This window comes from Ureibacillus sp. FSL K6-3587, assembly GCF_038593165.1.
Taxonomy (GTDB): domain Bacteria; phylum Bacillota; class Bacilli; order Bacillales_A; family Planococcaceae; genus Ureibacillus; species Ureibacillus suwonensis.
Genome location: NZ_CP151969.1, coordinates 2,699,529 through 2,724,395 on the forward strand (window position 1 = coordinate 2,699,529; position 24,867 = coordinate 2,724,395).

General features: G+C 43.2%; 24 protein-coding genes. All 24 read left to right on the plus strand.

The annotated features are described in order from the left end of the window. The first annotated feature begins 82 nt into the window (after window positions 1-82). Window positions 83-1,912 carry a translation elongation factor 4 gene (gene lepA, locus NSS77_RS13375; protein WP_342469187.1) on the plus strand — a complete coding sequence of 610 codons (1,830 nt, stop codon included), beginning with the start codon at window positions 83-85 and terminating at the stop codon, window positions 1,910-1,912. A gap of 162 nt (window positions 1,913-2,074) precedes the next feature. After that, window positions 2,075-2,608 (plus strand): Ltp family lipoprotein, encoded by a 534-nt coding sequence (locus tag NSS77_RS13380; RefSeq protein WP_342469188.1) that lies wholly within the window; start codon window positions 2,075-2,077, stop codon window positions 2,606-2,608. A 106-nt stretch (window positions 2,609-2,714) separates the two neighbouring features. Further along, entirely contained in the window at window positions 2,715-3,857 is a 1,143-nt protein-coding gene (gene hemW, locus NSS77_RS13385) for a radical SAM family heme chaperone HemW (RefSeq protein ID WP_342469189.1), read from the plus strand. A 90-nt stretch (window positions 3,858-3,947) separates the two neighbouring features. Beyond that, a complete protein-coding gene (hrcA, locus tag NSS77_RS13390; RefSeq protein ID WP_342469190.1) occupies window positions 3,948-4,982 on the plus strand; it encodes a heat-inducible transcriptional repressor HrcA in 1,035 nt (344 codons plus the stop codon). A 12-nt stretch (window positions 4,983-4,994) separates the two neighbouring features. After that, the gene (gene grpE / locus NSS77_RS13395) at window positions 4,995-5,624 is read left to right on the plus strand and encodes a nucleotide exchange factor GrpE (protein ID WP_342469191.1); all 630 of its coding nucleotides are present in this window, start codon (window positions 4,995-4,997) and stop codon (window positions 5,622-5,624) included. 36 nt (window positions 5,625-5,660) lie between these two features. After that, window positions 5,661-7,487, plus strand: coding sequence for a molecular chaperone DnaK (gene dnaK, locus NSS77_RS13400; protein ID WP_342469192.1), 1,827 nt, complete (start codon window positions 5,661-5,663; stop codon window positions 7,485-7,487). Between the two features lie 336 nt (window positions 7,488-7,823). Continuing rightward, the gene (gene dnaJ, locus NSS77_RS13405) at window positions 7,824-8,963 is read left to right on the plus strand and encodes a molecular chaperone DnaJ (protein ID WP_342469193.1); all 1,140 of its coding nucleotides are present in this window, start codon (window positions 7,824-7,826) and stop codon (window positions 8,961-8,963) included. A gap of 34 nt (window positions 8,964-8,997) precedes the next feature. Continuing rightward, a complete protein-coding gene (prmA, locus tag NSS77_RS13410; protein ID WP_342469194.1) occupies window positions 8,998-9,933 on the plus strand; it encodes a 50S ribosomal protein L11 methyltransferase in 936 nt (311 codons plus the stop codon). A gap of 46 nt (window positions 9,934-9,979) precedes the next feature. Beyond that, entirely contained in the window at window positions 9,980-10,720 is a 741-nt protein-coding gene (locus tag NSS77_RS13415; protein ID WP_342469195.1) for a 16S rRNA (uracil(1498)-N(3))-methyltransferase, read from the plus strand. 15 nt (window positions 10,721-10,735) lie between these two features. After that, window positions 10,736-12,067, plus strand: a complete 1,332-nt coding sequence (mtaB, locus tag NSS77_RS13420) for a tRNA (N(6)-L-threonylcarbamoyladenosine(37)-C(2))-methylthiotransferase MtaB (protein ID WP_342469196.1) — start codon at window positions 10,736-10,738, stop codon at window positions 12,065-12,067. A gap of 147 nt (window positions 12,068-12,214) precedes the next feature. Next, the gene (gene deoC, locus NSS77_RS13425; protein ID WP_342469197.1) at window positions 12,215-12,868 is read left to right on the plus strand and encodes a deoxyribose-phosphate aldolase; all 654 of its coding nucleotides are present in this window, start codon (window positions 12,215-12,217) and stop codon (window positions 12,866-12,868) included. 104 nt (window positions 12,869-12,972) lie between these two features. Continuing rightward, complete coding sequence (gene rpsU / locus NSS77_RS13430) at window positions 12,973-13,149, plus strand: 30S ribosomal protein S21 (RefSeq protein WP_342469198.1); 177 nt, start codon at window positions 12,973-12,975, stop codon at window positions 13,147-13,149. 295 nt (window positions 13,150-13,444) lie between these two features. After that, a complete protein-coding gene (locus NSS77_RS13435; protein ID WP_342469199.1) occupies window positions 13,445-14,776 on the plus strand; it encodes a nodulation protein NfeD in 1,332 nt (443 codons plus the stop codon). Next, a complete protein-coding gene (gene floA / locus NSS77_RS13440) occupies window positions 14,776-15,765 on the plus strand; it encodes a flotillin-like protein FloA (RefSeq protein ID WP_342471285.1) in 990 nt (329 codons plus the stop codon). The genes NSS77_RS13435 and floA overlap by 1 nt, the downstream gene beginning before the upstream one ends. A 30-nt stretch (window positions 15,766-15,795) precedes the next feature. Then, window positions 15,796-16,233 (plus strand): hypothetical protein, encoded by a 438-nt coding sequence (locus tag NSS77_RS13445; protein WP_342469200.1) that lies wholly within the window; start codon window positions 15,796-15,798, stop codon window positions 16,231-16,233. Window positions 16,234-16,291: 58 nt separating this feature from the next. Further along, window positions 16,292-16,534 carry a hypothetical protein gene (locus tag NSS77_RS13450; RefSeq protein WP_342469201.1) on the plus strand — a complete coding sequence of 81 codons (243 nt, stop codon included), beginning with the start codon at window positions 16,292-16,294 and terminating at the stop codon, window positions 16,532-16,534. Further along, window positions 16,531-17,658, plus strand: a complete 1,128-nt coding sequence (locus NSS77_RS13455) for a sporulation protein YqfD (protein ID WP_342469202.1) — start codon at window positions 16,531-16,533, stop codon at window positions 17,656-17,658. Before NSS77_RS13450 ends, NSS77_RS13455 begins: the two co-directional genes overlap by 4 nt. Window positions 17,659-17,660: 2 nt before the next feature. Continuing rightward, on the plus strand, window positions 17,661-18,617 hold the full coding sequence (locus tag NSS77_RS13460) for a PhoH family protein (RefSeq protein WP_342469203.1): 957 nt from the start codon (window positions 17,661-17,663) through the stop codon (window positions 18,615-18,617). 122 nt (window positions 18,618-18,739) lie between these two features. Further along, a complete protein-coding gene (locus tag NSS77_RS13465; RefSeq protein WP_342469204.1) occupies window positions 18,740-20,095 on the plus strand; it encodes an IS1182 family transposase in 1,356 nt (451 codons plus the stop codon). A gap of 199 nt (window positions 20,096-20,294) precedes the next feature. Next, window positions 20,295-22,415: an HD family phosphohydrolase gene (locus NSS77_RS13470; RefSeq protein WP_342469205.1), complete on the plus strand. Its 2,121-nt coding sequence runs from the start codon at window positions 20,295-20,297 to the stop codon at window positions 22,413-22,415. 220 nt (window positions 22,416-22,635) lie between these two features. Next, window positions 22,636-23,112 (plus strand): rRNA maturation RNase YbeY, encoded by a 477-nt coding sequence (gene ybeY, locus NSS77_RS13475; protein WP_342469206.1) that lies wholly within the window; start codon window positions 22,636-22,638, stop codon window positions 23,110-23,112. After that, a complete protein-coding gene (locus NSS77_RS13480) occupies window positions 23,099-23,449 on the plus strand; it encodes a diacylglycerol kinase family protein (protein ID WP_342471286.1) in 351 nt (116 codons plus the stop codon). The genes ybeY and NSS77_RS13480 overlap by 14 nt, the downstream gene beginning before the upstream one ends. 27 nt (window positions 23,450-23,476) lie before the next feature. Beyond that, window positions 23,477-23,884, plus strand: coding sequence for a cytidine deaminase (locus NSS77_RS13485; RefSeq protein ID WP_342469208.1), 408 nt, complete (start codon window positions 23,477-23,479; stop codon window positions 23,882-23,884). Further along, a complete protein-coding gene (gene era, locus NSS77_RS13490; protein WP_342469209.1) occupies window positions 23,871-24,785 on the plus strand; it encodes a GTPase Era in 915 nt (304 codons plus the stop codon). The genes NSS77_RS13485 and era overlap by 14 nt, the downstream gene beginning before the upstream one ends. Window positions 24,786-24,867: the final 82 nt, after the last annotated feature.

Consider the following 24,867-nt stretch of genomic DNA (forward strand, 5'->3'; position numbering starts at 1 on the left):
ATATACGGAAAGTTTAAGCCTCCTGCGAAAGCGAGTGTAGACGGACAACGATCGCATGGAGGCATTTGTTAGGAGTGGAGATATGAATCGCGAAGAACGATTAGAACGTCAAAAACGCATCAGAAACTTTTCAATTATTGCCCATATTGACCATGGCAAATCCACATTGGCCGACCGCATTTTGGAAAAAACGAAAGCGTTGACTGAACGGGAAATGAAGGAACAGCTGCTGGATTCCATGGACATTGAACGGGAACGGGGCATTACGATCAAATTGAATGCCGTTCAGTTAAAATATCAGGCAAAAGATGGACAAATTTATATTTTCCATTTAATCGACACCCCTGGACACGTCGATTTTACATATGAAGTGTCAAGAAGTTTGGCCGCATGTGAAGGGGCCATTCTGGTGGTGGATGCGGCGCAGGGAATCGAGGCGCAAACGCTTGCCAACGTATATTTGGCCCTGGATAATGATTTGGAAATATTGCCGGTCATCAATAAAATCGATTTGCCTGCAGCCGATCCCGAAAAGGTGCGCAGAGAAATCGAAGACGTGATTGGCTTGGATGCGGAAGACGCCGTGTTGGCGAGTGCAAAAGCCGGCATCGGTATTGATGAACTTCTGGAACAAATCGTCGAAAAAATCCCTGCCCCATCGGGAGATCCTGACGCACCGTTGCAAGCCTTGATTTTCGACTCTTACTATGATTCCTATAAAGGCGTCGTTGTATTGGTCAGAATCGTCAACGGTACCGTAAAACCGGGGGATAAAATCCGCTTTATGGCGACAGGCGCCGAATATGAAGTGGTGGAAGTCGGGGTACATACGCCAAAAATCAATCCGGTCGAAGAGTTGACGGTGGGAGATGTAGGTTACATCACGGCCTCGATCAAAAATATCAGCGATACGAATGTCGGTGATACCATCACCCTTGCCGACCGTCCGGCGAAGGAGCCTCTGCCGGGTTACCGGAAATTGAATCCGATGGTGTTCTGCGGACTTTACCCAATCGATACGGCAAAATATAACGATTTGCGGGAAGCCCTTGAGAAACTCGCATTGAATGATTCGGCTCTGCAATTTGAACCGGAAACATCCCAGGCATTGGGCTTTGGATTCCGATGCGGCTTCCTGGGATTGTTGCATATGGAAATCGTCCAAGAGCGTCTGGAGAGAGAGTTTAATTTGGATCTTATTACAACAGCGCCATCGGTTATTTATGAAGTGGAAATGACGGACGGTTCCAAAGTGAGAGTGGACAATCCGTCCATGATGCCAGCGCCTCAAAAAATCGACCAAGTGCTGGAACCGTATGTGAAAGCGACCATCATGGTGCCGAATGATTATGTCGGTGCCGTAATGGAACTTTGCCAAAGAAAACGCGGCACATTCATCAATATGGATTATATTGATTCAACGCGCGTAACAATCATTTATGAAATGCCGTTATCTGAAATCGTTTATGATTTCTTCGACCATTTAAAATCAAGCACGAAAGGATACGCTTCCTTCGATTATGAGTTGATTGGATATAAACCATCCAAATTGGTGAAAATGGATATATTAATCAATGGCGAGAAAGTCGATGCATTAAGCTTTATCGTCCATCGGGATTTCGCTTATGAACGGGGCAAAGTGATTGTGGAAAAACTGAAAGACATCATCCCTCGCCAACAATTCGAAGTGCCGATTCAGGCGGCGATCGGAACAAAAATCATCGCCCGTTCGAACATCAAAGCGATGCGCAAAAACGTGCTGGCCAAATGTTACGGGGGAGACATTTCCCGGAAACGCAAATTGCTTGAAAAACAAAAAGAAGGTAAAAAGCGCATGAAACAGGTCGGTTCTGTCGAAATCCCGCAGGAAGCATTCATGGCCGTATTGCGAATGGATGAAGAAAATAAATAAAGTGCTTGCCGAATTTGGACATAGCCACGTTGCTATGTCTTTTTTTCATTTCCAACAGCTTTCAATCCCTTCCATATTTTTTGCCGTTTAATGACTGAAACGATGGAAAACAATAAGTGAAAAGAATCAACCGTGATTCAGTGACTGGGAGGGATTTGAAAATTGAAAAAACCGTTTTATAAACGTTGGTGGTTTATTGCGCTTGTCATCGTTTTTGTGATCGCTCTTATCGGTTCTTTATCCGGAGGCGACGAAAAGGAAGTGGCGGATGATGCGGATAACGCTTCAGCCCCTGCGGAAGATAAGAATGCCGTTGAGGAGGAGAATAAGGAAACGGATGTAGCTGATGAGGAAGCGGCCGATACAGCTCCTGAAACGGCAAAAGAAGAAGTGCCAAGGGAGTATAAGGCTGCATTGAAGAAAGCCGAAACCTATGCCAAAACGATGCACATGTCAAAGGCGGCCATTTATGATCAATTGGTTTCTGAATACGGGGAAGGTTTCCCGGCGGAAGCCGCCCAATATGCCGTCGATCATCTGGAATGGGATTGGAAAGAAAATGCATTGAAAAAAGCCAAATCTTATGCGGAATCGATGAACATGTCCAACTCGGCGATTTATGATCAGCTCGTTCCCGAATATGGGGAAAAATTCACTCCGGAAGAAGCGCAATATGCAATCGATCATTTACAATGACAGAAAGCCATTCGGTCATCGGGTGGCTTTTTTCTGTGCCTTCAACATTGAATTTTCGGATTGAAAATGTACAATAGTAAGATAAATAGTAGAAAGAAGGGTTTCCATGGTCCGAGGGGTTTACATCCATATCCCGTTCTGTCATCAAATATGCAATTACTGTGATTTTAACAAAGTGTATTTCCACAAACAGCCGGTGGATGAATATATCGAAGCGGTCGGGAAAGAGATGGCGATGGCCGTTTTAAACTCGCCTGAGCAATTTGCAAATCTGGAAACGATCTATTTGGGAGGGGGCACGCCAACAGCCCTTTCCCCAAGGCAGCTTGACCGCCTGTTGGAGCTCATTGCCCAACATTTATCAACCGATGTGTTGGAGTTCACAGCCGAAGCCAATCCGGATGAACTGACCGTCGATAAATTGAAAGTGTTAAGAAGCGGAGGGGTCAACCGTTTAAGTTTAGGGGTCCAATCTTTTGATGGACAACTTCTAAAAAAACTGGGGAGAACCCATACAAATGACGAAGTATATCGCGCCATTGAAAACGCGATGGAAGCCGGCTTTGAAAATATCAGCATCGATCTGATGTACGGTTTGCCGGGACAGTCGATGGAGCAATGGGAGGACACCCTTGAAAAGGCGCTTGCATTGAATTTGCCGCATTATTCGGCTTATTCATTGATCGTGGAACCGAAAACGGTTTTTTATATTCAATATTCAAAAGGAAAACTGCAATTGCCGGAAGAAGAGCTGGAGGCAAAAATGTATGAACGTTTGATGGAGAAAATGGAACAGGGCGGTTTACATCAGTACGAAATCAGCAATTTCGCCAAGGAAGGTTTTGAATCCGTCCACAATAAAATTTACTGGGACAACGATGAATATGCGGGATTTGGCGCCGGTGCCCACGGATATATCAAGGGCGTCCGCTATTCCAACCATGGTCCCATCAAAAAGTATCTGCAGTCCATCGGGATGGGACAACTTCCTGTTCTTCACAGCCATCAAGTGACATTGATGGAAAAATGCGAGGAAGAAATGTTTTTGGGATTGCGGAAAAATGAAGGGGTATCCTTCAAACAATTTGAAATGAAAATGGGTTTTTCCATGAAAGAAAAATACGGTGAAATTATCAACGAACTGAAGAATGAAGGGTTGGTCACGGAAGAGGAAGAACGATTGAAGTTGACAAAAAAAGGCCGCTTCTTGGGCAATGAAGTGTTTCAACAATTTTTGTTGAGCGAGTAGGGGTATTTCGTTGACACTGATTCATTGTTTTGTTAATTTAATTATAGTATTAGCACTCTCGCTTCTTGAGTGCTAACAGAGGTGGTTTTCATGTTAACTGATCGTCAATTACAAATCTTGCAAGTTATCGTTGATGATTTTGTTACGTCAGCTCAGCCTGTAGGATCCCGTCAGATTTCCAAGAAGAAGGGAATCAATTATTCTCCCGCCACAATCCGGAATGAAATGGCGGATTTGGAAGAGCTGGGATATTTGGAAAAAACGCATGTATCATCCGGGCGCATCCCTTCTGAAAAAGGGTACCGTTATTATGTTGATCACCTATTGCAGCCAAAGCGCATGTCTGTAGAGGAAATAAATTTGATTCAATCCATTTTTGAGAAGCAAAAAGTCGAAGTTGAACAAATTATCCGGGAGTCTGCCAGCATTTTGTCTGAATTGACTTCCTATACTGCGATTTTGCTCGGCCCGAATGTGACGGAACACAGGGTCAAACGTTTTCAAATCATTCCGCTATCCAAACAAACTGCTGTTGCGATCATTGTGACAGATATGGGTCATGTCGAAAACCAAGTCATTTTATTGCCTGAGGGCTTTTATTCATCGGATATTGAAAAAACGGTGAATATTTTAAATGAACGTTTGATTGGGGTTCCATTGATCCATCTTCAAAGCAAATTGGAAAAAGAAACGTATGAAGTGTTGAAACAACATGTCCATATGGCGGATTCCATCATTCAATCATTGCTAAAAGTTGCATCTGTGGAAAATGATAGTAAAATTTACTTTGGCGGCAAAACCAATATGTTAAACCAGCCGGAGTTCCACGATATCAATAAAATCCGTCAACTGTTGGATTTAATGGACAAAAAGAGCCAAGTCATTTCTCTGTTCCAGCCGGTGAAACAGGGAATTACGATCCGCATCGGATCCGAAAACAATCATATCGCTGTGGAACACTGCAGTGTGATCACAGCGTCTTACAGTGCCGGAGAAGATCAGAACGGGGCGATTGCCATCATTGGTCCAACCCGGATGGATTATAAGCGGGTCGTAACATTGCTTGACATTGTAAGAAGAGGGTTATCCAGAACTTTATCCGAAAAATTGAACGATGGACAGTAAGGAGGATTTTAGGTGTCCGAAACGGCAGAAAACAAGAACAAACAGGAAGAAACGATAGAGAAAGAAGAACAAATCGAGAAAGCGGAAAACGCAACCATTGAAGAAGCTTCCGTAAACGATGAAGCGGCAAACAATGAAGAAGCGGACAAATCGGCTGAGGAAAGTTCAGAAGAAGTTTCCGTGGATGCTTATAAAGCGAAAATCGCCGAGTTGGAAGCGAAATTGGCGGAAGAAGAAAATCGGTATTTAAGATTGAGAGCGGATTTTGAGAATTTGCGCCGTCGCAGCCAGCTTGACCTGCAAGCCGCTGAAAAATACCGCGCTCAAAGCCTATTGACAGATTTATTGCCGGTCATTGATAACTTTGAAAGGGCATTGCAGGTGAAAGTTGCTTCTGAGGACGCAAATTCTTTATATAAAGGCATTGAAATGGTCTACAATGCCCTTATCGAAGCGGCCAAAAAAGAAGGGCTTGAAGTGATTCCGGCTGTCGGTCAACCATTTGACCCGAATGTTCATCAGGCCATAATGCAAGAATCAGACCCTGAAAAAGAGTCTGGCATCGTATTGAAGGAATTGCAGAAAGGCTATAAATTGAAAGATCGCGTATTAAGACCTTCCATGGTTTCTGTAAATGAATAATGAAATTTGTGTGTGAAATAGGAGGCAAAATTGAATATGAGTAAAATTATTGGTATTGACTTAGGAACAACAAACTCTGTTGTAGCTGTATTAGAAGGCGGGGAGCCAAAAATCATTCCAAACCCGGAAGGCAACCGTACAACTCCTTCTGCGGTAGCGTTCAAAAATGGCGAACGTCTTGTGGGGGAAGTGGCAAAACGCCAAGCAATCACAAATCCGAACACAATTCTTTCCATCAAATCCCACATGGGAACTGACTATAAAGTGAAGGTGGAAGATAAAGAATATACTCCTCAAGAAATTTCAGCAATGATTTTACAATATTTGAAAAGCTATGCCGAAGACTACTTGGGCGAAAAAGTGACAAAAGCGGTCATCACAGTTCCTGCATATTTCAATGACGCCCAACGCCAAGCGACAAAAGATGCAGGCCGCATTGCGGGCTTGGAAGTGGAACGTATCATCAACGAGCCTACTGCCGCAGCGCTTGCCTACGGTTTGGATAAATTGAAAGAAGACCAAAAAATCCTGGTTTTCGACCTTGGCGGCGGAACATTCGACGTTTCCATCCTTGAACTCGGCGACGGCGTATTTGAGGTGCTTGCGACTGCCGGTGACAACAAACTTGGCGGTGACGATTTCGACAAAAAAATCATTGACTACTTGGTGGAAGAATTCAAAAAAGAACATGGCATTGATCTATCGAAAGATAAAATGGCCATGCAGCGCTTGAAAGATGCAGCGGAAAAAGCGAAAAAAGATTTATCCAGCGCCACTACAACACAAATTTCATTGCCATTCATCACTGCGGGTCCAGAGGGTCCATTACACTTGGAAACATCTTTAACTCGCGCAAAATTTGAAGAATTAACAAAAGACCTAATTGAACGTACGATGGGACCTGTACGCCAAGCGCTTTCCGATGCTGGTCTATCCGCTTCCGAAATCGATAAAGTGATCCTTGTGGGCGGTTCTACACGCATTCCTGCTGTTCAAGAAGCGGTGAAACGCGAAACTGGCCATGAGCCGCATAAAGGGGTAAACCCGGATGAAGTGGTGGCCATGGGTGCAGCCATTCAAGCAGGGGTTATCTCCGGAGACGTGAAAGATATCGTTCTATTGGACGTAACTCCGCTTTCATTGGGTATCGAAACAATGGGCGGCGTGTTCACAAAATTGATTGAACGCAACACAACAATCCCAACATCTAAATCTCAAATTTTCACAACAGCGGCAGATAACCAACCTGCAGTGGATATTCACGTATTGCAAGGTGAACGTCCAATGGCAGCGGACAACAAAACGTTGGGCCGATTCCAATTGACGGATATTCCACCGGCTCCTCGCGGTGTACCGCAAATCGAAGTGACTTTCGATATCGACAAAAACGGTATCGTGTCTGTTAAAGCGAAAGACCTTGGCACTGGAAAAGAGCAAAAAATCGTGATTCAATCGAACTCAGGTTTATCTGATGAAGAAATTCAACGCATGATTAAAGAAGCGGAAGAAAACGCTGAAGCGGACAAAAAACGCAAAGAAGAAGCCGATCTCCGCAACGAAGCGGACCAATTGGTATTCCAAGTGGATAAAACAATCAACGAATTGGGCGACAAAATCACGGAAGATGAAAAGAAATCCGTGACGGAAGCGAAAGAAGCTTTATCAAAAGCGTTAAAAGATGGTAAAATTGACGAAATCAAATCTGCGAAAGAAAAACTTGAAGGTGTGCTTCAACCTTTGATCATGAAAGTATATCAAGAAGCTGCACAACAGGCACAAGCAAACCAGCCTGATGGAGAAGGCAAAAAAGATGACGGTGTAGTGGATGCGGATTTTGAAGAAGTGAAAGACGACGATAAATAATAAAACTGCCATGTTGGTGAAAGCGAAAGGCGGCTTGATTTGAATCACCCTCCTTCGCGCCGCCTTTTCGCCTCTTTTATCAACATGGCTGTACTATTCATCAGCGATTGGTTGTTGAATACATGGGTTGGATGAAGTCAAAGCCGTTTCTGGTCTTTGACTTTTTCCATGAATATAGACGAATTAAAACGTAACTATCGCACACGCTTGCATTAAAAATCCGATAATTTGATGAAGCGTTTGCGGCAGGTACAACATTTGGCGGTTATAACGTAAACAAAACTTTAGCATATATGATAAAATAGACGTTATGTTAAAGAGAGCGAGTGTGAGGTAATGAAACGCGACTATTACGAAGTCCTTGGCGTCAGCAAAAACGCGACAAAGGATGAAATCAAAAAAGCTTACCGGAAATTATCGAAAAAATATCACCCGGACTTGAACAAAGAACCGGATGCAGCGGAAAAATTCAAAGAAATCAATGAAGCCTATGAAGTGTTGAGCGATGATCAAAAAAGGGCACAATACGATCAATTCGGTCACGCCGGAGTCAATGGCCAAGGCGGCGGCTTCAGCGGCGGCGGATTCGGCGATTTCGGCGGCTTTGGCGGCTTTGAAGATATATTTGATACGTTTTTTGGCGGCGGTTCAAGACGAAGAAGAGATCCGAATGCTCCAAGAAAAGGGGACGATTTGCAATATCGCATGAACATTTCTTTTGAAGATGCGGTGTTTGGGAAACAAACAGAAATCGAAATTCCAAGGGAAGAAGAGTGCGATACTTGCCACGGTTCCGGCGCAAAACCTGGCACAAGTCCAAAAACGTGCGATAAATGTAACGGAACAGGGCAAATCAGCCAAGCGATTGAAACGCCTTTGGGCCGAATTGTCAATCGACGCACTTGTGGTTCCTGTCATGGAACTGGTAAAATAATCGTTGAAAAATGTCCGACTTGTGCTGGAAAAGGCAGAGTCCAAAAACGGAAAAAAATCAAAATCACCATTCCTGAAGGGATCGATGACGGACAACAATTGCGCGTGGCTGGCCAAGGGGAACCTGGCATCAATGGAGGACCTCCTGGTGATTTATACATCGTCTTCAAAGTTGGAAAACATCCTTACTTTGTACGGGAAGGAGACGATATATACTACGATTTGAAAATCACGTTCCCGCAAGCGGCTTTGGGGGATGAGATTGAAGTTCCGACCATTCATGGCAAAGTGAAATTCAGAATTCCGCCTGGCACTCAATCCGGCGCCCAATTCCGTATCAAAGACAAAGGTGTCAAAAATGTCCATGGTTACGGCAGAGGACACCAATACGTAAACGTGAAAGTCATCACGCCAACGAAATTGACAGAACGGCAAAAACAATTGCTTCGTGAATTTGCGGAAATCAGCGGCGATATTCCGGAAGAACAAAGCAGTTCATTATTTGATAAAATCAAAAAAACGTTCAAAGGTGAGTCAAAATAAGGAATCATAAGTAAAAATTGGAGTGTGATTGCAAGTGAAATGGACTGAATTATCTGTGCTGACAACTGATGAAGCGGTTGAAGCCGTTTCAAATATTTTTCATGAAGCTGGAGCCAGCGGAGTGGTGATTGAAGATTCATCAGAATATCTAAAAGAGCGTGAAAATAAATTCGGTGAAATTTACGCCCTGAATCCGGACGATTATCCTGAAGAAGGGGTGATTGTCAAAGCATACCTTCCCGCTTCCAGCTTCTTGGCTGAAACCATCGAAGAGATAAAACTTGCAATCGCAAACTTGAAAAATTTCAATATCAACGTGGGACAAAACATCCTGACAACTTGCGAAGTGAACGAAGATGATTGGGCGACTTCCTGGAAGCAATATTACCATCCGATCAAAGTATCCGAACATTTCACGATTGTTCCAACTTGGGAAGAATATGAACGGAAAAATTCCGATGAACTGATCATTGAGCTCGATCCCGGGATGGCCTTCGGTACGGGTACCCATCCGACGACGGTGATGTGTCTGCAAGCGTTGGAGAAAGTCGTGAAACCGGGAGATGTGGTCATCGATGTCGGCACCGGCTCCGGGGTTCTTTCGATTGCTTCAGCCCTTTTAAAGGCAGGCAAGGTGATTGCTTTGGATTTGGATCCCGTTGCTGTAAAATCAGCAAAAGAGAATGTAGAGCTAAATCATGTCGATTCAATCGTCGAAGTGCATCAAGGAAATCTTTTGGAGACGGTTCAAACGGAAGCGGATATCGTGGTGGCCAATATTTTGGCGGAAGTAATCATGACCTTTACCGATGATGCGTATGGGATTCTGAAACCGGGCGGCACGTTTATTACATCCGGCATCATCGGTGCGAAGAAAGAAGATGTGAAAAGCGCCCTCGAAAAATCAGGTTTTTCCATAGAAGAAGTATTAATGCTGGAAGATTGGGTATCCATCATCGCGAAAAAATAATTTATGGAGTTGTCGATAAGACAACTCCTTATTTTAGGAGGACAGAATGCAGCGGTATTTTGTTGAGGAATCATTCAATGACCAAAAGCAAATGACGATCACCGGCGAAGCTGCCCGGCATATTTCAAAAGTCATGCGCATGCGGAAAGGCGAAAAAATAATTGTTGTTCAAAACGGTATTGCTTATGTTTGCACCATTCTTTCAATAGGTCAGGACGTGAAAGTGGAGCAGACGGGGGAAACGGTGCCATCACCGGAAATGCCCGTTCAGGTGGATATCGCTTGCGGTTTGCCGAAAGGGGATAAACTCGAGTTCATTGCGCAAAAAGGAACCGAACTCGGCATGCATGCATTGCTCCCTTTTGCAGCGGAGCGTTCCATCGTGAAATGGGATGAAAAAAAGAGCGACCGGAAAATCGAACGTTTATCGAAAATTGCCCAGGAAGCGGCGGAACAATCCCACCGAACGTTAGTGCCGAAGATTTTTCCACCTCTTTCATTCCAACAGCTCCTGGAAAGAATTCCGTTTTATGATGCCGTATTTGTTGCCGATGAAGAAGAGGCGAAGGGCGGGCACACAAGATTTGCGGACAAGCTAAAAAAAGTGTATGATAAAGAATCGAAGTCCATTTTATTTATTTTTGGGCCGGAAGGTGGACTTTCAAGGAAAGAAGTGGAAGCCTTTAAAGAACAAGGCGCAGTCACTGTTGCTTTGGGTCCCAGAATATTACGAGCGGAAACGGCACCTTTATATGTGCTTTCTGCCATATCATATGAATTTGAATGAAAGAGGTGTGTTGCCTTGCAAACTGTGGCCTTTCACACATTAGGCTGTAAAGTGAATCACTACGAGACCGAGGCCATTTGGCAATTATTTAAAGAACATGGCTACGAACGAGTTGATTTTGAAGAACAGGCAGACGTTTATGTGATAAATACGTGTACGGTGACAAATACAGGGGACAAAAAATCCCGCCAAGTCATCCGCAGGGCGATCCGTAAAAATCCGGACGCGGTGATTTGCGTGACAGGCTGCTATGCCCAAACATCCCCGACGGAAATTATGGATATCCCCGGCGTAGATATTGTAGTCGGTACGCAAGATCGCGCGAAAATGCTTGATTATATCGAGCAGTACCGCAAAGAAAGACAGCCGATCAACGCAGTCCGCAATATCATGAAAAACCGTGTGTTTGAAGAAATGGACGTTCCATATTTTACGGACCGCACCCGCGCTTCATTGAAAATCCAGGAAGGCTGCAACAACTTCTGCACCTTCTGCATTATTCCATGGGCACGTGGACTTATGCGTTCCCGCGACCCTCAGGCGGTCATCAAACAAGCTCAAGCCCTTGTCGATGCAGGCTATTTGGAAATCGTCTTGACCGGCATCCACACAGGCGGTTACGGACAAGACTTCAAAGATTATAATTTGGCGCAGCTTCTTCGTGACATCGAAGCGAATGTGAAAGGTATCAAGCGTTTGAGAATTTCATCCATTGAAGCTTCCCAATTGACGGATGAAGTCATTGACGTACTCCGCGAATCGAAAATTGTGGTCAACCATTTGCACATTCCTCTTCAATCCGGTTCGGATACGGTATTAAAACGCATGCGCCGCAAATATACGATGGCGTTCTTTGCGGAACGGTTGAATAAATTGAAAGAAGCATTGCCGGATTTGGCGATCACTTCCGACATCATCGTCGGTTTCCCGGGTGAAACGGAAGAGGAATTTATGGAAACGTACAACTTTGTAAAAGAACATAAATTTGCGGAACTTCACGTGTTCCCATATTCCAAACGGACAGGAACTCCGGCGGCCCGGATGGAAAACCAGATCGATGAGGAAGTGAAAAATGAGCGGGTACACCGGTTAATCACATTAAATGATCAATTGGCGAAAGAGTACGCTTCCCGATTTGAAGGGGAAGTGTTGGAAGTCATTCCGGAAGAACATGTGAAAGAATTTGGCCCAAACATGTTGGCGGGCTACACGGATAATTATTTACGCGTCGTTTTTGAAGGATCATCGGATTTGATTGGAAAATTGGTGAAAGTGAAAATCACAAAATCCGGTTATCCGCATAATGAAGGGCAATTTGTCCGCGTCCTTGAAGAACAATACCAATAATAATAAGTTGTATCGCGCATTCATCAATTGATGCATGAATGCGCGATGTTTTATTTTGGGCAATTTTCACCTTAATAAGAATGATTTTCGTATGTTATCATAAGGACAATTGGACAAGAATAAATAATACAAAAAGGAGCACTTCCTATGACAACAAACTTTGCTTCATTGATTGATCATACGTTGCTGAAGCCCGATGCAACGGAAGATCAAATAAAACAATTGTGCGAAGAAGCAAAAAAATACCGGTTTGCTTCGGTTTGTGTCAATCCTTGCTGGGTAAAGTATTGCAAAAGTTTATTGCAAGACACAAGCGTCAAAGTCTGCACGGTCATCGGCTTTCCTTTGGGCGCCACAACGACGGCGACGAAAGTTTTTGAGACGGCGGAAGCCATTGAACAAGGTGCAGATGAAATCGATATGGTCATAAATATCGGTTTTTTGAAAGCGCGTGATTATGAACGGGTAAAAGATGAAATGAAACAAGTCGTTGATGCGGCAAGTAACCGGATCGTAAAAGTCATTATTGAAACCTGCTTATTAACCGATGAAGAAAAAGTAAAAGCATGCCAATTGGCAGTGGAAGCAGGTGCCGCATTTGTAAAAACGTCCACCGGTTTTTCGTCGGGGGGAGCGACTGTGGAAGATGTCGCACTCATGCGCAAAACCGTTGGAGAGCAAATGGGCGTGAAAGCTTCCGGGGGCATCAGAAATTTATCGGATATGATCAAAATGATGGAAGCCGGTGCGAATCGGATCGGAACGAGCAGCGGAGTAAAAATTATCGAAGAAACATTGTAGTGTTTACTATTGACTTCAATTATACATTACGATATACTTTTCAAGTACACATTAAAACGCATGTTTTACGTGTATTGACGTGTGTTCGGAGGGAGGGATAAGAGATGACAAAAACTGTCGTAAGAAAAAACGAAACACTTGAAGATGCTCTTCGTCGCTTCAAACGAAATGTATCAAAAAGCGGTACAATTCAAGAAATCAGAAAACGCGAATTTTATGAAAAACCAAGTGTAAGACGTAAGAAAAAATCTGAAGCTGCTCGTAAACGTAAGTGGTCATAATTTAATTTCATATGCCCTTCGTTCGTAACACGCGTAAGATACACTTCATATTAAATTAAAACCCTAGTAATTGCTTAGACGAATACTAGGGTTTTATTTTTTTAAAATATTTTGCCAGTAAAGCCTAATTGAAGGAGTTTTATAAAAAGACATGGGAAATTCGATTTGAAAGAGGAAACCCGTATATTTTTCATGTACAATATAAGTAAGATTGAAATTGAAAATTTTGAAACTTCTGCCCCGATTGGTACGTATATGAACTAACAAGCAATTTTATTACGGAAGGAGGGAAAAAATGAATAAGCCAGGAAATTTCCGATGGATCGTCGTTTTGGCGGCATTGTTGTTTTTCATATTGCCGAATACTGCTTTTGCCAAAGAAAAAGTTTACCACATTCCAATCGATAATGAGGTGGAAAAAGGGTTATACCAATTTTTAAAACGATCTTTCAATGAAGCGGTGGAAAATAAAGCGAGTGCAATCATATTGGAAATACATACCCCTGGGGGTTATGTCGACGTTGCCTATGATATCGGAAAATTGATGGATGAAACACCCGCGAAGTTCATAGCATTTATCAATTCCAAAGCCCATTCGGCAGGCGCCTATATCGCCCTTCATTCGGATGAAATTTACATGACGCCCGGTGCAACGATGGGTGCTGCGCAAATCATCGATATGAACGGGAATGCGGCAAGTGAAAAAGCGAATAGCGCCTGGATTAAAAATATGCAAGCTGCAGCGGAATCGACCAATCGGGATCCCAAATATGCCCGGGCGATGGCGGATGCAAGTGTTGATTTGCCTGAAATGAATAGTCCGAAAGGGAAATTGTTAACATTAACAGCAGAAGAGGCATATAAAGTGGGCTATTCCAATGGCACAGTGGACAATTTGGAAGAGTTGATGTCGAAAACGGGCCTAGATGATCGTGAATTGATTACAATTCATGAATCCTTTGCGGAGAAACTCGCCAGATTTTTGACCAATCCAATCGTCGTTACATTGTTGTTGACAGCCGCTTCTTTGGGCTTAGTCATTGAACTGTTTTCACCCGGATTTGGAGCACCGGGCGTGATCGGTATCATATCATTGATTCTATTTTTCTTCGGTCACTTGGTGGCCGGTTTTGCAGGGATTGAAACGATTGTCTTATTTATTATTGGTTTTGCCCTTTTGATCGCTGAACTGTTTGTTCCTGGAGGAATTTTGGGCCTCTTGGGTGGTGCTGTCATGATTATCAGCTTGTTATTTGCCGGCAAAAGCGTCGTTTACATGGCTTATTCAATTATTATCGCATTGGCAATTGCCATAATAGGAATGGTGGTTTTAGTGAAATTTTTCGGAAAGAATTTACATCTGTTCAGCAAACTGGTGCTGAAAGATGCTACCACAACAGAGGAAGGATATGTATCCAACGTCAACCGCATCGATTTAATTGGAAAAGAAGGGATCACTGTCACTCCATTGCGTCCTGCGGGAACGGTTTTGATTGATGAAGAAAGAATCGATGTCGTTTCCGAAGGCAGTTACATCGATGTCCATACAAAAGTGAAAGTGGTTGAAGTGGAAGGATCGCGTATCGTTGTAAGAGAAGTAAAAGAGAAAGAAGGGGAAAAAGTATGATGTTTGTAGATGGATTATTTGTGACATCCGTTATTGCTATCGTATTGGCCATCATTGTTTTAGCGGTTTTCTTTACGTTTGTTCCGGTGGGATTGTGGATCAGCGCATTGGCTGCCGGTGTGAGAGTCAGCATTTTAACGCTGATCGGAATGCGCTTACGCCGTGTAATTCCTGGAAGAATCGTGAATCCGTTGATTAAAGCGCACAAAGCGGGTTTGGATGTGACGATCAATCAGTTGGAATCCCATTACTTGGCCGGAGGGAATGTGGACCGGGTTGTTAACGCTTTAATTGCGGCGCATCGGGCGAATATTGAATTGTCGTTTGAGCGGGCTGCCGCCATTGACCTTGCTGGACGGGACGTATTGGAAGCGGTTCAAATGTCCGTTAATCCGAAAGTCATTGAAACGCCGTTTATTGCCGGTGTCGCCCTCAACGGGATTGAAGTGAAGGCGAAGGCAAGAATTACGGTACGTGCCAATTTGGACCGTTTAGTCGGTGGTGCCGGTGAGGACACTGTAATTGCGCGTGTAGGTGAAGGTATCGTTTCTACTATCGGTTCAAGTGAATCCCATTCGAAAGTTTTGGAAAATCCTGACATGATTTCGCAAACAGTGTTGAAAAAAGGATTGGACGCGGGTACAGCCTTTGAAATTTTATCCATCGATATCGCCGATGTGGATATCGGCAAAAACATCGGTGCCGAACTTCAAATCGAGCAGGCGCAAGCGGACAAAAACATCGCCCAGGCGAAAGCGGAAGAACGCCGTGCGATGGCCGTTGCGAAAGAACAGGAAATGGTTGCGAGAACACAGGAAATGAAAGCGAAAGTGGTGGAAGCCGAAGCGCAAATTCCGCTTGCGATGGCAGAAGCATTGCGTTCCGGAAATTTAGGCATTATGGATTATATGAATTACAAAAATATTCAAGCGGATACAGCCATGAGAGACTCCATTGCGAACGCGACGAAAACGCAGCAGGAAGAATAGCATAAACTCCTTCGGAAAGGAGTGTTTTCATTGGAGAGTTTATTATTCTTCATTATACTGGGGCTGATCGGTTCGTATTTGAGCAGCAAGTCAAAGGGGCGGCAAGATCAATCGACGCCGCCAGTGTTAAAGCAGCCGGAAAAACGGCCAAAAGTTGAAATAAAAACTTTGGATGAATTTGCAAAGGAAATTTATCAACAATTAACGGAAGAAAAGAAAACGGAATACCAAAAAGAAACGTTGCCGAAAGTGGAAATCAAGACGGAGCAACCGAAAGTTGAGCCAGTCCAAACAAACCAGCGAACATTCAAAAAAGAACAACCGGCCAAAAAACCTGTCGTGGCCAAACAAAATATTCCTTCCCGTCAAAAAGGCACTGTCCCATCATTCTTAACTTCCAAAGAGGGAATCGTAAACGCCATCATCGCACAGGAAATCCTGGGGCCGCCAAAAGCGAAAAAACGTTAAAAAAATCATGTCCTCCCTTTTCTCCGCATATACTTGCGGAAAGGGAGGGCAGTTTTTTTTGAAAAAATTATTCCAGACCGAGCCCATTATTGAAATGATGAATTGCAGCCAAATTCGGATGATTGGAAGCTACAAATTTATCGAAGCATCACCGGAGCATTGCAGATTTTATTATGAAGGCTTCCTTGTAACGATTGAGGCTGCCTCAGTACATATCAATGTGCTACGGGAAGAGGAAATTTTGGTGCATGTTGATGAGTTGAAATATTTTGAAATGAAACGACAGGTGAAGGAAAGATGAAATTATACGATCGTCGCCCTGTAGAAATCCGTATGTCACGCAATGAAAAAGTGCATGAATTTATTCGCCGTCTGCAGCAAAACCGGGTAAAAATTCGGGAACTGGAGTATTTGGAAGATGAGGTCAAATTTGAAATTTCCAAAAAAGATGTGTCTACTGTCCGAAAGTTGCGGAAAAAATATCGTTTGAAAGTGTCAATCCGTTATTTGCAAGAGTCCAGGATCTTCCAGAATACCGGTTGGACAATGTTCGGGCTTGCGCTCTTAGTAATCATCCCAATCCTCTGTTCACAATTCATCTGGAAAGTGGAAGTGGAAGCGGAAACGCCTGAACTCGCTGTAAAAGTCGAAAAAGTCCTGGATGAAAAAATAAAATTGAATCGCCCGTTATTGAAACGGAATCTTGTTTCAGATTTTGAAATCAGACAAATCATCATGGAACAAATCCGGGATCTTTCATGGGTCCATATCATCAAAAAAGGCAGCAGCATCACGATTGTTCCGCAACTTGCCCCAATTACGGAAGTGAAAGAAAATAAACCGGACCGGCTTTACCATTTGGTCGCTGCAAAAAGCGGCGTCATCACCCACTTTGATATTACAAGCGGCGAACGCCGTGTCATGCCGAATACGACGGTATATAAAGGAGATGTTCTTGTCTCCGGGGTTATTCAGGTAGGGGAAGACGAATACCTTGCCGTAGGCGCAAAGGGAGAAGTATACGCCGATTATTGGCTTGAAACGAATTTTGAAATTCCACGCAAAGTGCAATATATTTCCGCCACGGAAAGAAAGTGGACGATTGAATGGAAGAATAAAGAAGAAAAGGAGAAGGAACAATCGTTACAAAAAGTCAATTTGCCAAGGTGGATTTCAAATTATATCGAAGTCAAAAAAACACAAAGTTATACCACAACTGTTCGAGAACTTTCCGAGGAACAAATCGACTCATTTATCTTGCCTCTATTGCACGAAAAAATTTTACGCTCGCTTCCTCCAAAAACGATCATCAAGAAAGAAAATATTTTGCACGTTACCTTCGATGATGATAAAGTAAAAGGGAAAGTCCTATTTTTGGTAAACGAAAATATTGCGAAAGAATATCCTATTGACCAAGGAGATTAGATATGACGGAAGAATTGACAGAGTTACAAGTGGAAAACCCGAATGAAGCAGTCATGCTTCTCGGGATGGGAGATAAAAATTTAAAGTTGATTGAGGAAACGTTCAACTGTCACATCATTACCCGCGGCGAAACCATCCAAATTGCCGGAGAAGATGAACAAAAAAAACAAGTGACCATATTATTGAAAGAACTGCTAAAGGTCATTCGCAAAGGCATCAATATCGATTTAAGGGACGTTGCCAGCGCGATTGAAATGTTGAATGAAGGAACCATCGAATATTTTTCGGAATTGTACGATGTTGAAATAGCAAAAACCCACACGGGCAAACCGATTCGGGCAAAAACGATTGGCCAGCGGGAATACATAAAGGCCATTCGTTCAAAGGATTTAGTTTTCGCAATCGGCCCGGCGGGTACAGGAAAAACGTATTTGGCTGTCGTCATGGCGACGCAGGCATTAAAAAATGGACATGTCAAACGGATCATTTTAACCCGGCCAGCTGTTGAAGCCGGAGAATCCCTCGGTTTTTTGCCCGGTGATTTGAAGGAGAAAGTGGATCCGTATCTCAGACCTTTATATGATGCATTGCACGATATTTATGGAACAGAACATACCCAACGCCTCATCGAACGGGGAACAATCGAAATCGCACCCCTCGCCTATATGAGGGGCCGGACATTGGATGATGCCTTTGTCATTTTGGATGAAGCGCAGAACACGACGCACATGCAAATGAAAATGTTTTTAACCCGTTTAGGTTTCGGTTCCAAAATGGTCATTACAGGAGACAAATCCCAAATCGATTTACCAAAAAAGGTGGAGTCCGGATTAATTATTGCTGAACGTGTATTGAAAAATGTGAAAGACATCCATTTTACGTATTTGGAAGCGGGAGACGTTGTAAGGCATCCCCTTGTGGCAAAAATTATTCAAGCCTATCACGATCAAGAACTGTAAAAATGTGTACGATCCACCGTACACATTTCAGCTTGTAGACAAAGTCCCTAACTAGGGGCCAAATCTACAGGCTTTTTTTGTATAATAGGGATAGAATTCTTGGTTAACGGGGGAAATTTAGGATGTTATCGAAGCGTACTGACAATAATCGAAATCAATTGGAAATGGTGGCTCTTGATCAATTGGTTCCAGAAGATCATTTGGTAAGGAAGATTGAACAAGCCATAGACTTTGATTTTATTTACGATCTTGTCAAAGATACCTATTGCCTAGATAACGGAAGGCCTAGTATTGATCCTGTTGTGCTCATTAAAATGGTCTTTGTGCAGTATTTATTTGGTATTCGATCCATGCGTCAAACGATCAAAGAAATTGAAACCAACGTGGCGTATCGATGGTTCTTAGGATATGGTTTCACAGAGAAAATTCCTCATTTTTCAACGTTCGGCAAGAATTATGTTCGTCGTTTTCAAGGTACTGATTTATTTGAACAGATTTTTTATCGTATTTTAAAAGAAGCGATGAATAAAGGATTAGTGGATGCATCTGTTGCCTTTATTGATTCAACACATGTCAAAGCGAGCGCCAATAAAAAGAAGTTCGATAAGAAAATTGTCCGGGCAGAAACAAAAAGCTATCAAGCGCAATTAGAGTTAGAGATTAACCAAGACCGTGAAAACCATGGAAAAAAGCCCTTTCCCCCGAAAGAGAATGAAGAAACCAAGGAAATAAAGGTCAGTACAACCGATCCTGATAGTGGCTATTACGTAAAAGATGAACGGGAAAAGATGTTTGCCTATTCTTTTCATACCGCCTGTGATGCAAAAGGCTTTGTCTTAGCTACCAAGGTAACGGGAGCGAATATTCATGATAGTCAGGTGTTTGGTCAATTACTCGAACAAGTCATCGAAAAAGTAGGCAAACCAACTGCAGTAGCCGTAGATGCCGGATACAAAACCCCAGCGAATGCGAAAAGTCTGTTGGACAAAGAGATTCGTCCCGTTATGCCATATACAAGACCAAGAACAAAAGACGGTTTCTTTAAAAAGTATGAGTATGTATACGATGAACATTATGATTGTTATATCTGCCCAAACAACCAAATTCTTGAATACCGAACCACGACAAGAGAAGGTTATCGACAGTACGCTTCTAATCCGGAAATATGTAAAACGTGCCCGTTCTTAGAAAAGTGTACCCAAAGTAAAGATCACACTAAATTTATTCATCGCCACATTTGGGAGCACTATGTGGAAGAAGTCGACCACTTAAGACATACAGAAATCAATAGAAATATATATGATAAGCGCAAAGAAACGATTGAACGGGTCTTTGCCGATGGAAAAGAGAAGCATGGCATGCGATGGACAACTCTACGAGGACTGGAAAAATTGTCCATGCAGGCGATGCTTACTTTTGCTGCCATGAACTTAAAGAAAATGGCAAACTGGACATGGAAAAGACCATGTCCAGCCTAAATAAGATAAGAATCTTAGAAAATGATGAGCAAAAAAAGACAAACCCCAACTCAAATGAAGCATTTGAGTTGGGGTTTGTCGACAGTCTGAAATGTGTACGATCCACCGTACACATTTTTATTTTTAAGAATTGATGATATCAATGAAAAACTCCCGAGAAACTGTTAAACTATGTATATACAGAATTTGGGGGTGCGAAATGGATAAGCACTTGAAGCGATTATTGGATATGTTCGGCTTTAGGGTATTATTGGTGGTGGTTTTGTCCATTACCGGGGTAATACAATTTTTTATGATGCTGGGCAATGTACTTGGAGATACATATGATGTACAAGCTTTTCAATTGGCGCCAGAAACGATCCGGGCCGTAAAAACCGTGGAAGATACGGAAAAAACGGAGCAGGAGCGGCTGGAAGCGGAAGAAGCCGTCGAACCTGTTTACGTTTTTGATGAAGAGATTGCCGATCATCGGGTTGCCCTGCTGGATACGATTTTTGATATTACGTTGGATGTAAGAAAAGAGATTTCAAACAGCAGTGCAACTTTATCAAAAGAAGAAAAGATTCAAAAATTGAAGGACAAATTAAAAGAAATCACCGAAAGCCAAACTTCCCTGCAATTGACGGACAATGATTTATGGACGTTATTGACGGCGAATGAAAAAGATTTGATTCAAACCCATAATGCTTTAATCCGGTTGGTGACCAATGTTTTATCCAACCCGATACGCAAGGAGAATGTGACGGCTGTCCGCAACGAGCTGGAAACAAAAATCCGTGGGGATGAAGAAATCAGCGAAGCATTGGTTTCCCCTTCCGTCGCTCTTGGTAAAACGGCTGTCGTCGAAACGGAAACGCTGGATGAAGAAAAAACGGAAGAGCTGAAACAGCAGGCCCGGAATTCCGTAGAGCCTGTCCGTATATTGCAAGGCCAGATCATCGTTCAAGAAGGGGAACTCATTGACCGGGAGAAATACCGTCAGCTGGAACTGTTGGGAATGACGAACAATAAAGCTTCCATCAAACCGGTGTTGGGGCTGGCCATTTTAGTATTATTGCAAATGACTTTCCTGTTTTATTTATTTGATAAACTCAACATGGATGTGCAAAAAAAGCGGAAACAGTTGGTCGTTACGCTGATCATCTATCTCATTTCGATCGCATTGATGGAGCTCATCAATTTATTGGACAACTTTGAAGTGCAGATCGGCTTCATTTTTCCATCCGCACTGGCAACGATGCTGATCAGTTTCCTTGCTTCCAATCAAGTGGCAAGTCTGGTGACAATGCTGGTTGCGGCATCGGCAGGGGTGATTTTCCAGGAAGGATACTCTGCCGTAATGCAAATGGAAATTGCGCTGTATATTTTGCTCGGAGGTTTCTCTTGCATTTATTTCATGAAATCCATTGAAAACCGTTCCGATATTCTAAAGGGTTGCGGTGTGGTTGTCATTGTAAACCTGATTTTCATTGCCATCTATTTATTGATGTCCCAATCCTATTATGAACCGTCGGAATTGTTGTTTTACGGGATTTCCGCCATTGTTTCGGGCATGTTGTCCGGCGCTTTGACAATGGGGCTGTTGCCATTTTTTGAATCAGCCTTTGGAATTTTGTCGACAATGAAATTGATCGAATTATCGAATCCCAACCATCCGCTATTGAAAAAAATCTTGACGGAAACGCCGGGGACTTATCATCACAGCATCATGGTGGCCAATATGGCGGAGGCCGCGTGCGAAGCGATTGGTGCGGACGGTTTGCTTGCGCGTGTCGGAAGCTATTATCATGATATCGGGAAAACGAGACGGCCGGCATTCTTTGTGGAGAACCAAATGTCCGGAATCAATCCCCATGATTCGTTGCCACCGGAAAGAAGCGCGGAAATTATTATCGCCCATACAACCGATGGGGCGGAAATTCTGCAAAAACATAAAATGCCGCAAGAATTTATCGATATTGCCCTTCAACATCATGGGACAAGTTCGTTAAAATATTTCTTGCATAAGGCAAAGGAACAAGGGGAATTAAAAGATCCATCCATTTTCCGCTATCCGGGGCCGAAACCGCAGACGAAGGAAATCGCGGTCATCAGCATTGCCGATAGCGTGGAAGCGGCCGCTCGTTCGATGAAAGAACCGAATGCGGAAAAATTGCGGAATCTGGTGCAATCGATCATTAAAGAACGGTTGGAAGAAGATCAATTTGATGAATGCGATATCTCCATCAGGGAATTAAAAGTGATTGAAAAAGTGCTTTGTGAAACGTTGAATGGCACGTTCCATTCCCGAATCGAATATCCGAAAGACGGAAAAAAATAGAGGTTTGGCAGTTGATGTCTGCTGCGGGAGGATGTTTTCATCGGCCCGTCTCGAGCTACATGGAACCCCCTTCACCGTTTCATGGGACTCGGGTTACGGGCTGGCTGTACCCGTCAGAGCCGACGCCTTCCGTTCAAAAGGGCAAATGAACAAATTATTTCTAATAAGCTATAATTGTTAAACACAAAATATTTTATATTGGATAACATTAGGAGGAACTATGACGTTAACAATCGATTTTCTGGATGAGACAAACGAATTGAGCGATGAACATATTGAACTTGTTGAAAATCTGCTGCAGCATGCGGCGAAACTGGAAAATGTCGGAGAGGCGGAAGTTTCCGTCACTTTCGTAACGAATGAAAAAATTCACGAAATCAACCGGGAATATCGGCATATCGACCGCCCGACGGATGTCATTTCCTTTGCCCTTGAAGAAATGGGGGATGGGGAAATCGAAATCATCGGCGATATGCCCCGGGTGCTTGGGGACATCATCATTTCGGTTGAACGTACGAGAGAACAAGCGGAAGAATACGGCCACTCTTTTGAACGAGAGCTTGGTTTTCTGGCTGTACATGGCTTTTTGCATTTATTAGGTTATGATCATATGACGGAAGAAGATGAAAAAGTGATGTTTTCAAGACAAGAGGAGATTCTTTCATCATTCGGTTTAGGCCGTGATTTGCATGCGTAATTTTTTCCGTTCTTTCCGGTTTGCCTTTGAAGGCATCTATTTGGCAACGAAAGAACGGAACATGCGCATTCATTTGACCTGTGCATTGATCGCGATCATTGCCGGGTTGCTCTCAAAATTAAGCGCTACGGAATGGCTTGTATTAATCATTACCATTGCCCTTGTCATCGGGATGGAAATGGTGAATACAGCCATTGAAAATGTAGTGGATTTAGTTTCGCCGGAATATCATCCGTTGGCAAAGGCAGCCAAAGACGTGGCGGCAGGAGCCGTGCTCGTTTTTGCCATTGCCAGCATTTGCATTGGCATGATTATTTTTCTTCCAAAATGGTTTTAACGTAAGAGAGGTGGCGTTCCGATACATATGGATGCAAACAAGCTGTTAGAAGAAGCGAAAGTCGCCCGTGAAAAGGCGTATGCCCCTTATTCCAAATTTTCTGTGGGAGCGGCGTTGCTGACAAAAAGCGGTAAAGTTTTTCACGGCTGCAATATTGAAAATGCCAGTTTTGGCTTGACCAATTGTGCTGAAAGAACGGCTTTGTTCAAAGCGGTTTCTGAAGGGGAAACGGAATTTCAAGCCCTGCTGGTGGTGGCGGATACGAAAAATCCCGTTGCGCCATGCGGGGCTTGCAGACAGGTGATCGCGGAATTTTGTCCGCCGGAAATGCCCGTCTATTTGGCAAATATCAATGGGGATATCAAACAAACGACGGTGGAACAATTATTACCAAGTTCTTTTACATCGGAGGATATGAAAAATGCAGGAAAATAAAGCATTCAAATCAGGTTTCATTTCCATCATTGGCAGACCGAATGTTGGAAAGTCCACTTTTTTAAATCATGTGATTGGCCAAAAAATCGCCATCATGTCAGATAAACCTCAAACAACGCGCAATAAAATCCAAGGCGTGTTGACAAGGGAACACAGCCAAATGATTTTTATCGACACGCCGGGGATCCATAAACCAAAACATAAACTGGGCGAATTCATGGTAAAAGTATCAAAAAATACATTGCGCGAAGTGGATTTGATTTTGTTTATGGTCAATGCGGAAGAAAAGATCGGAAAAGGCGACGAATTTATCATGGAAATGTTGCGCGATACGGATACACCGGTGTTTTTGGTCGTGAACAAAATCGACAAAGTGCATCCGGATGAATTATTGAAAATCATCGACGACTACCGCCAGCAAATGGATTTTGCAGAAGTTATCCCAATTTCCGCATTGGAAGGGAATAATGTGGAACGGTTGCTCGAAACGATTGAAAAATATTTGCCGGAGGGGCCGCAATATTATCCAAGCGACCAAATTACCGATCATCCGGAACGGTTCATCATTTCCGAGCTGATCCGTGAAAAAGTGTTGCATTTGACGCGGGAAGAAGTGCCCCATTCCGTGGCGGTGGTCATCGATCAAATCCGCCGGGATGAAAAAAATGAAAACCTGATCCATGTCATGGCCACGATTATGGTGGAACGGGATTCGCAGAAGGGCATCATTATCGGTAAAGGCGGGAAATTATTGAAAGAAATCGGCACTTTGGCGAGAAGAGATATCGAAATGCTCCTCGGGTCAAAAGTGTATTTGGAATTATGGGTCAAAGTTCAGAAAGACTGGCGCAATAAAATCACGTATTTGAGAGACTTCGGATATCGGGAAGATGAATATTAATCGCAAGGGACAAAGGGCGGGTCTTGTTGGATAAAAGACACGCTCTTTGTTACCGTTTTCTATTTTTTTGTTTCGGCTTTCG

Coding starts and splice junctions, on each gene's coding strand:
- lepA (WP_342469187.1), top strand. CDS start 83: ATGAATCGCGAAGAACGATTAGAACGTCAAAAACGCATCAGAAACTTT.
- hemW (WP_342469189.1), top strand. CDS start 2,715: ATGGTCCGAGGGGTTTACATCCATATCCCGTTCTGTCATCAAATATGC.
- hrcA (WP_342469190.1), top strand. CDS start 3,948: ATGTTAACTGATCGTCAATTACAAATCTTGCAAGTTATCGTTGATGAT.
- dnaK (WP_342469192.1), top strand. CDS start 5,661: ATGAGTAAAATTATTGGTATTGACTTAGGAACAACAAACTCTGTTGTA.
- dnaJ (WP_342469193.1), top strand. CDS start 7,824: ATGAAACGCGACTATTACGAAGTCCTTGGCGTCAGCAAAAACGCGACA.
- NSS77_RS13415 (WP_342469195.1), top strand. CDS start 9,980: ATGCAGCGGTATTTTGTTGAGGAATCATTCAATGACCAAAAGCAAATG.
- deoC (WP_342469197.1), top strand. CDS start 12,215: ATGACAACAAACTTTGCTTCATTGATTGATCATACGTTGCTGAAGCCC.
- rpsU (WP_342469198.1), top strand. CDS start 12,973: ATGACAAAAACTGTCGTAAGAAAAAACGAAACACTTGAAGATGCTCTT.
- NSS77_RS13435 (WP_342469199.1), top strand. CDS start 13,445: ATGAATAAGCCAGGAAATTTCCGATGGATCGTCGTTTTGGCGGCATTG.
- floA (WP_342471285.1), top strand. CDS start 14,776: ATGTTTGTAGATGGATTATTTGTGACATCCGTTATTGCTATCGTATTG.
- NSS77_RS13455 (WP_342469202.1), top strand. CDS start 16,531: ATGAAATTATACGATCGTCGCCCTGTAGAAATCCGTATGTCACGCAAT.
- NSS77_RS13460 (WP_342469203.1), top strand. CDS start 17,661: ATGACGGAAGAATTGACAGAGTTACAAGTGGAAAACCCGAATGAAGCA.
- NSS77_RS13465 (WP_342469204.1), top strand. CDS start 18,740: ATGTTATCGAAGCGTACTGACAATAATCGAAATCAATTGGAAATGGTG.
- NSS77_RS13470 (WP_342469205.1), top strand. CDS start 20,295: ATGGATAAGCACTTGAAGCGATTATTGGATATGTTCGGCTTTAGGGTA.
- ybeY (WP_342469206.1), top strand. CDS start 22,636: ATGACGTTAACAATCGATTTTCTGGATGAGACAAACGAATTGAGCGAT.
- NSS77_RS13485 (WP_342469208.1), top strand. CDS start 23,477: ATGGATGCAAACAAGCTGTTAGAAGAAGCGAAAGTCGCCCGTGAAAAG.
- era (WP_342469209.1), top strand. CDS start 23,871: ATGCAGGAAAATAAAGCATTCAAATCAGGTTTCATTTCCATCATTGGC.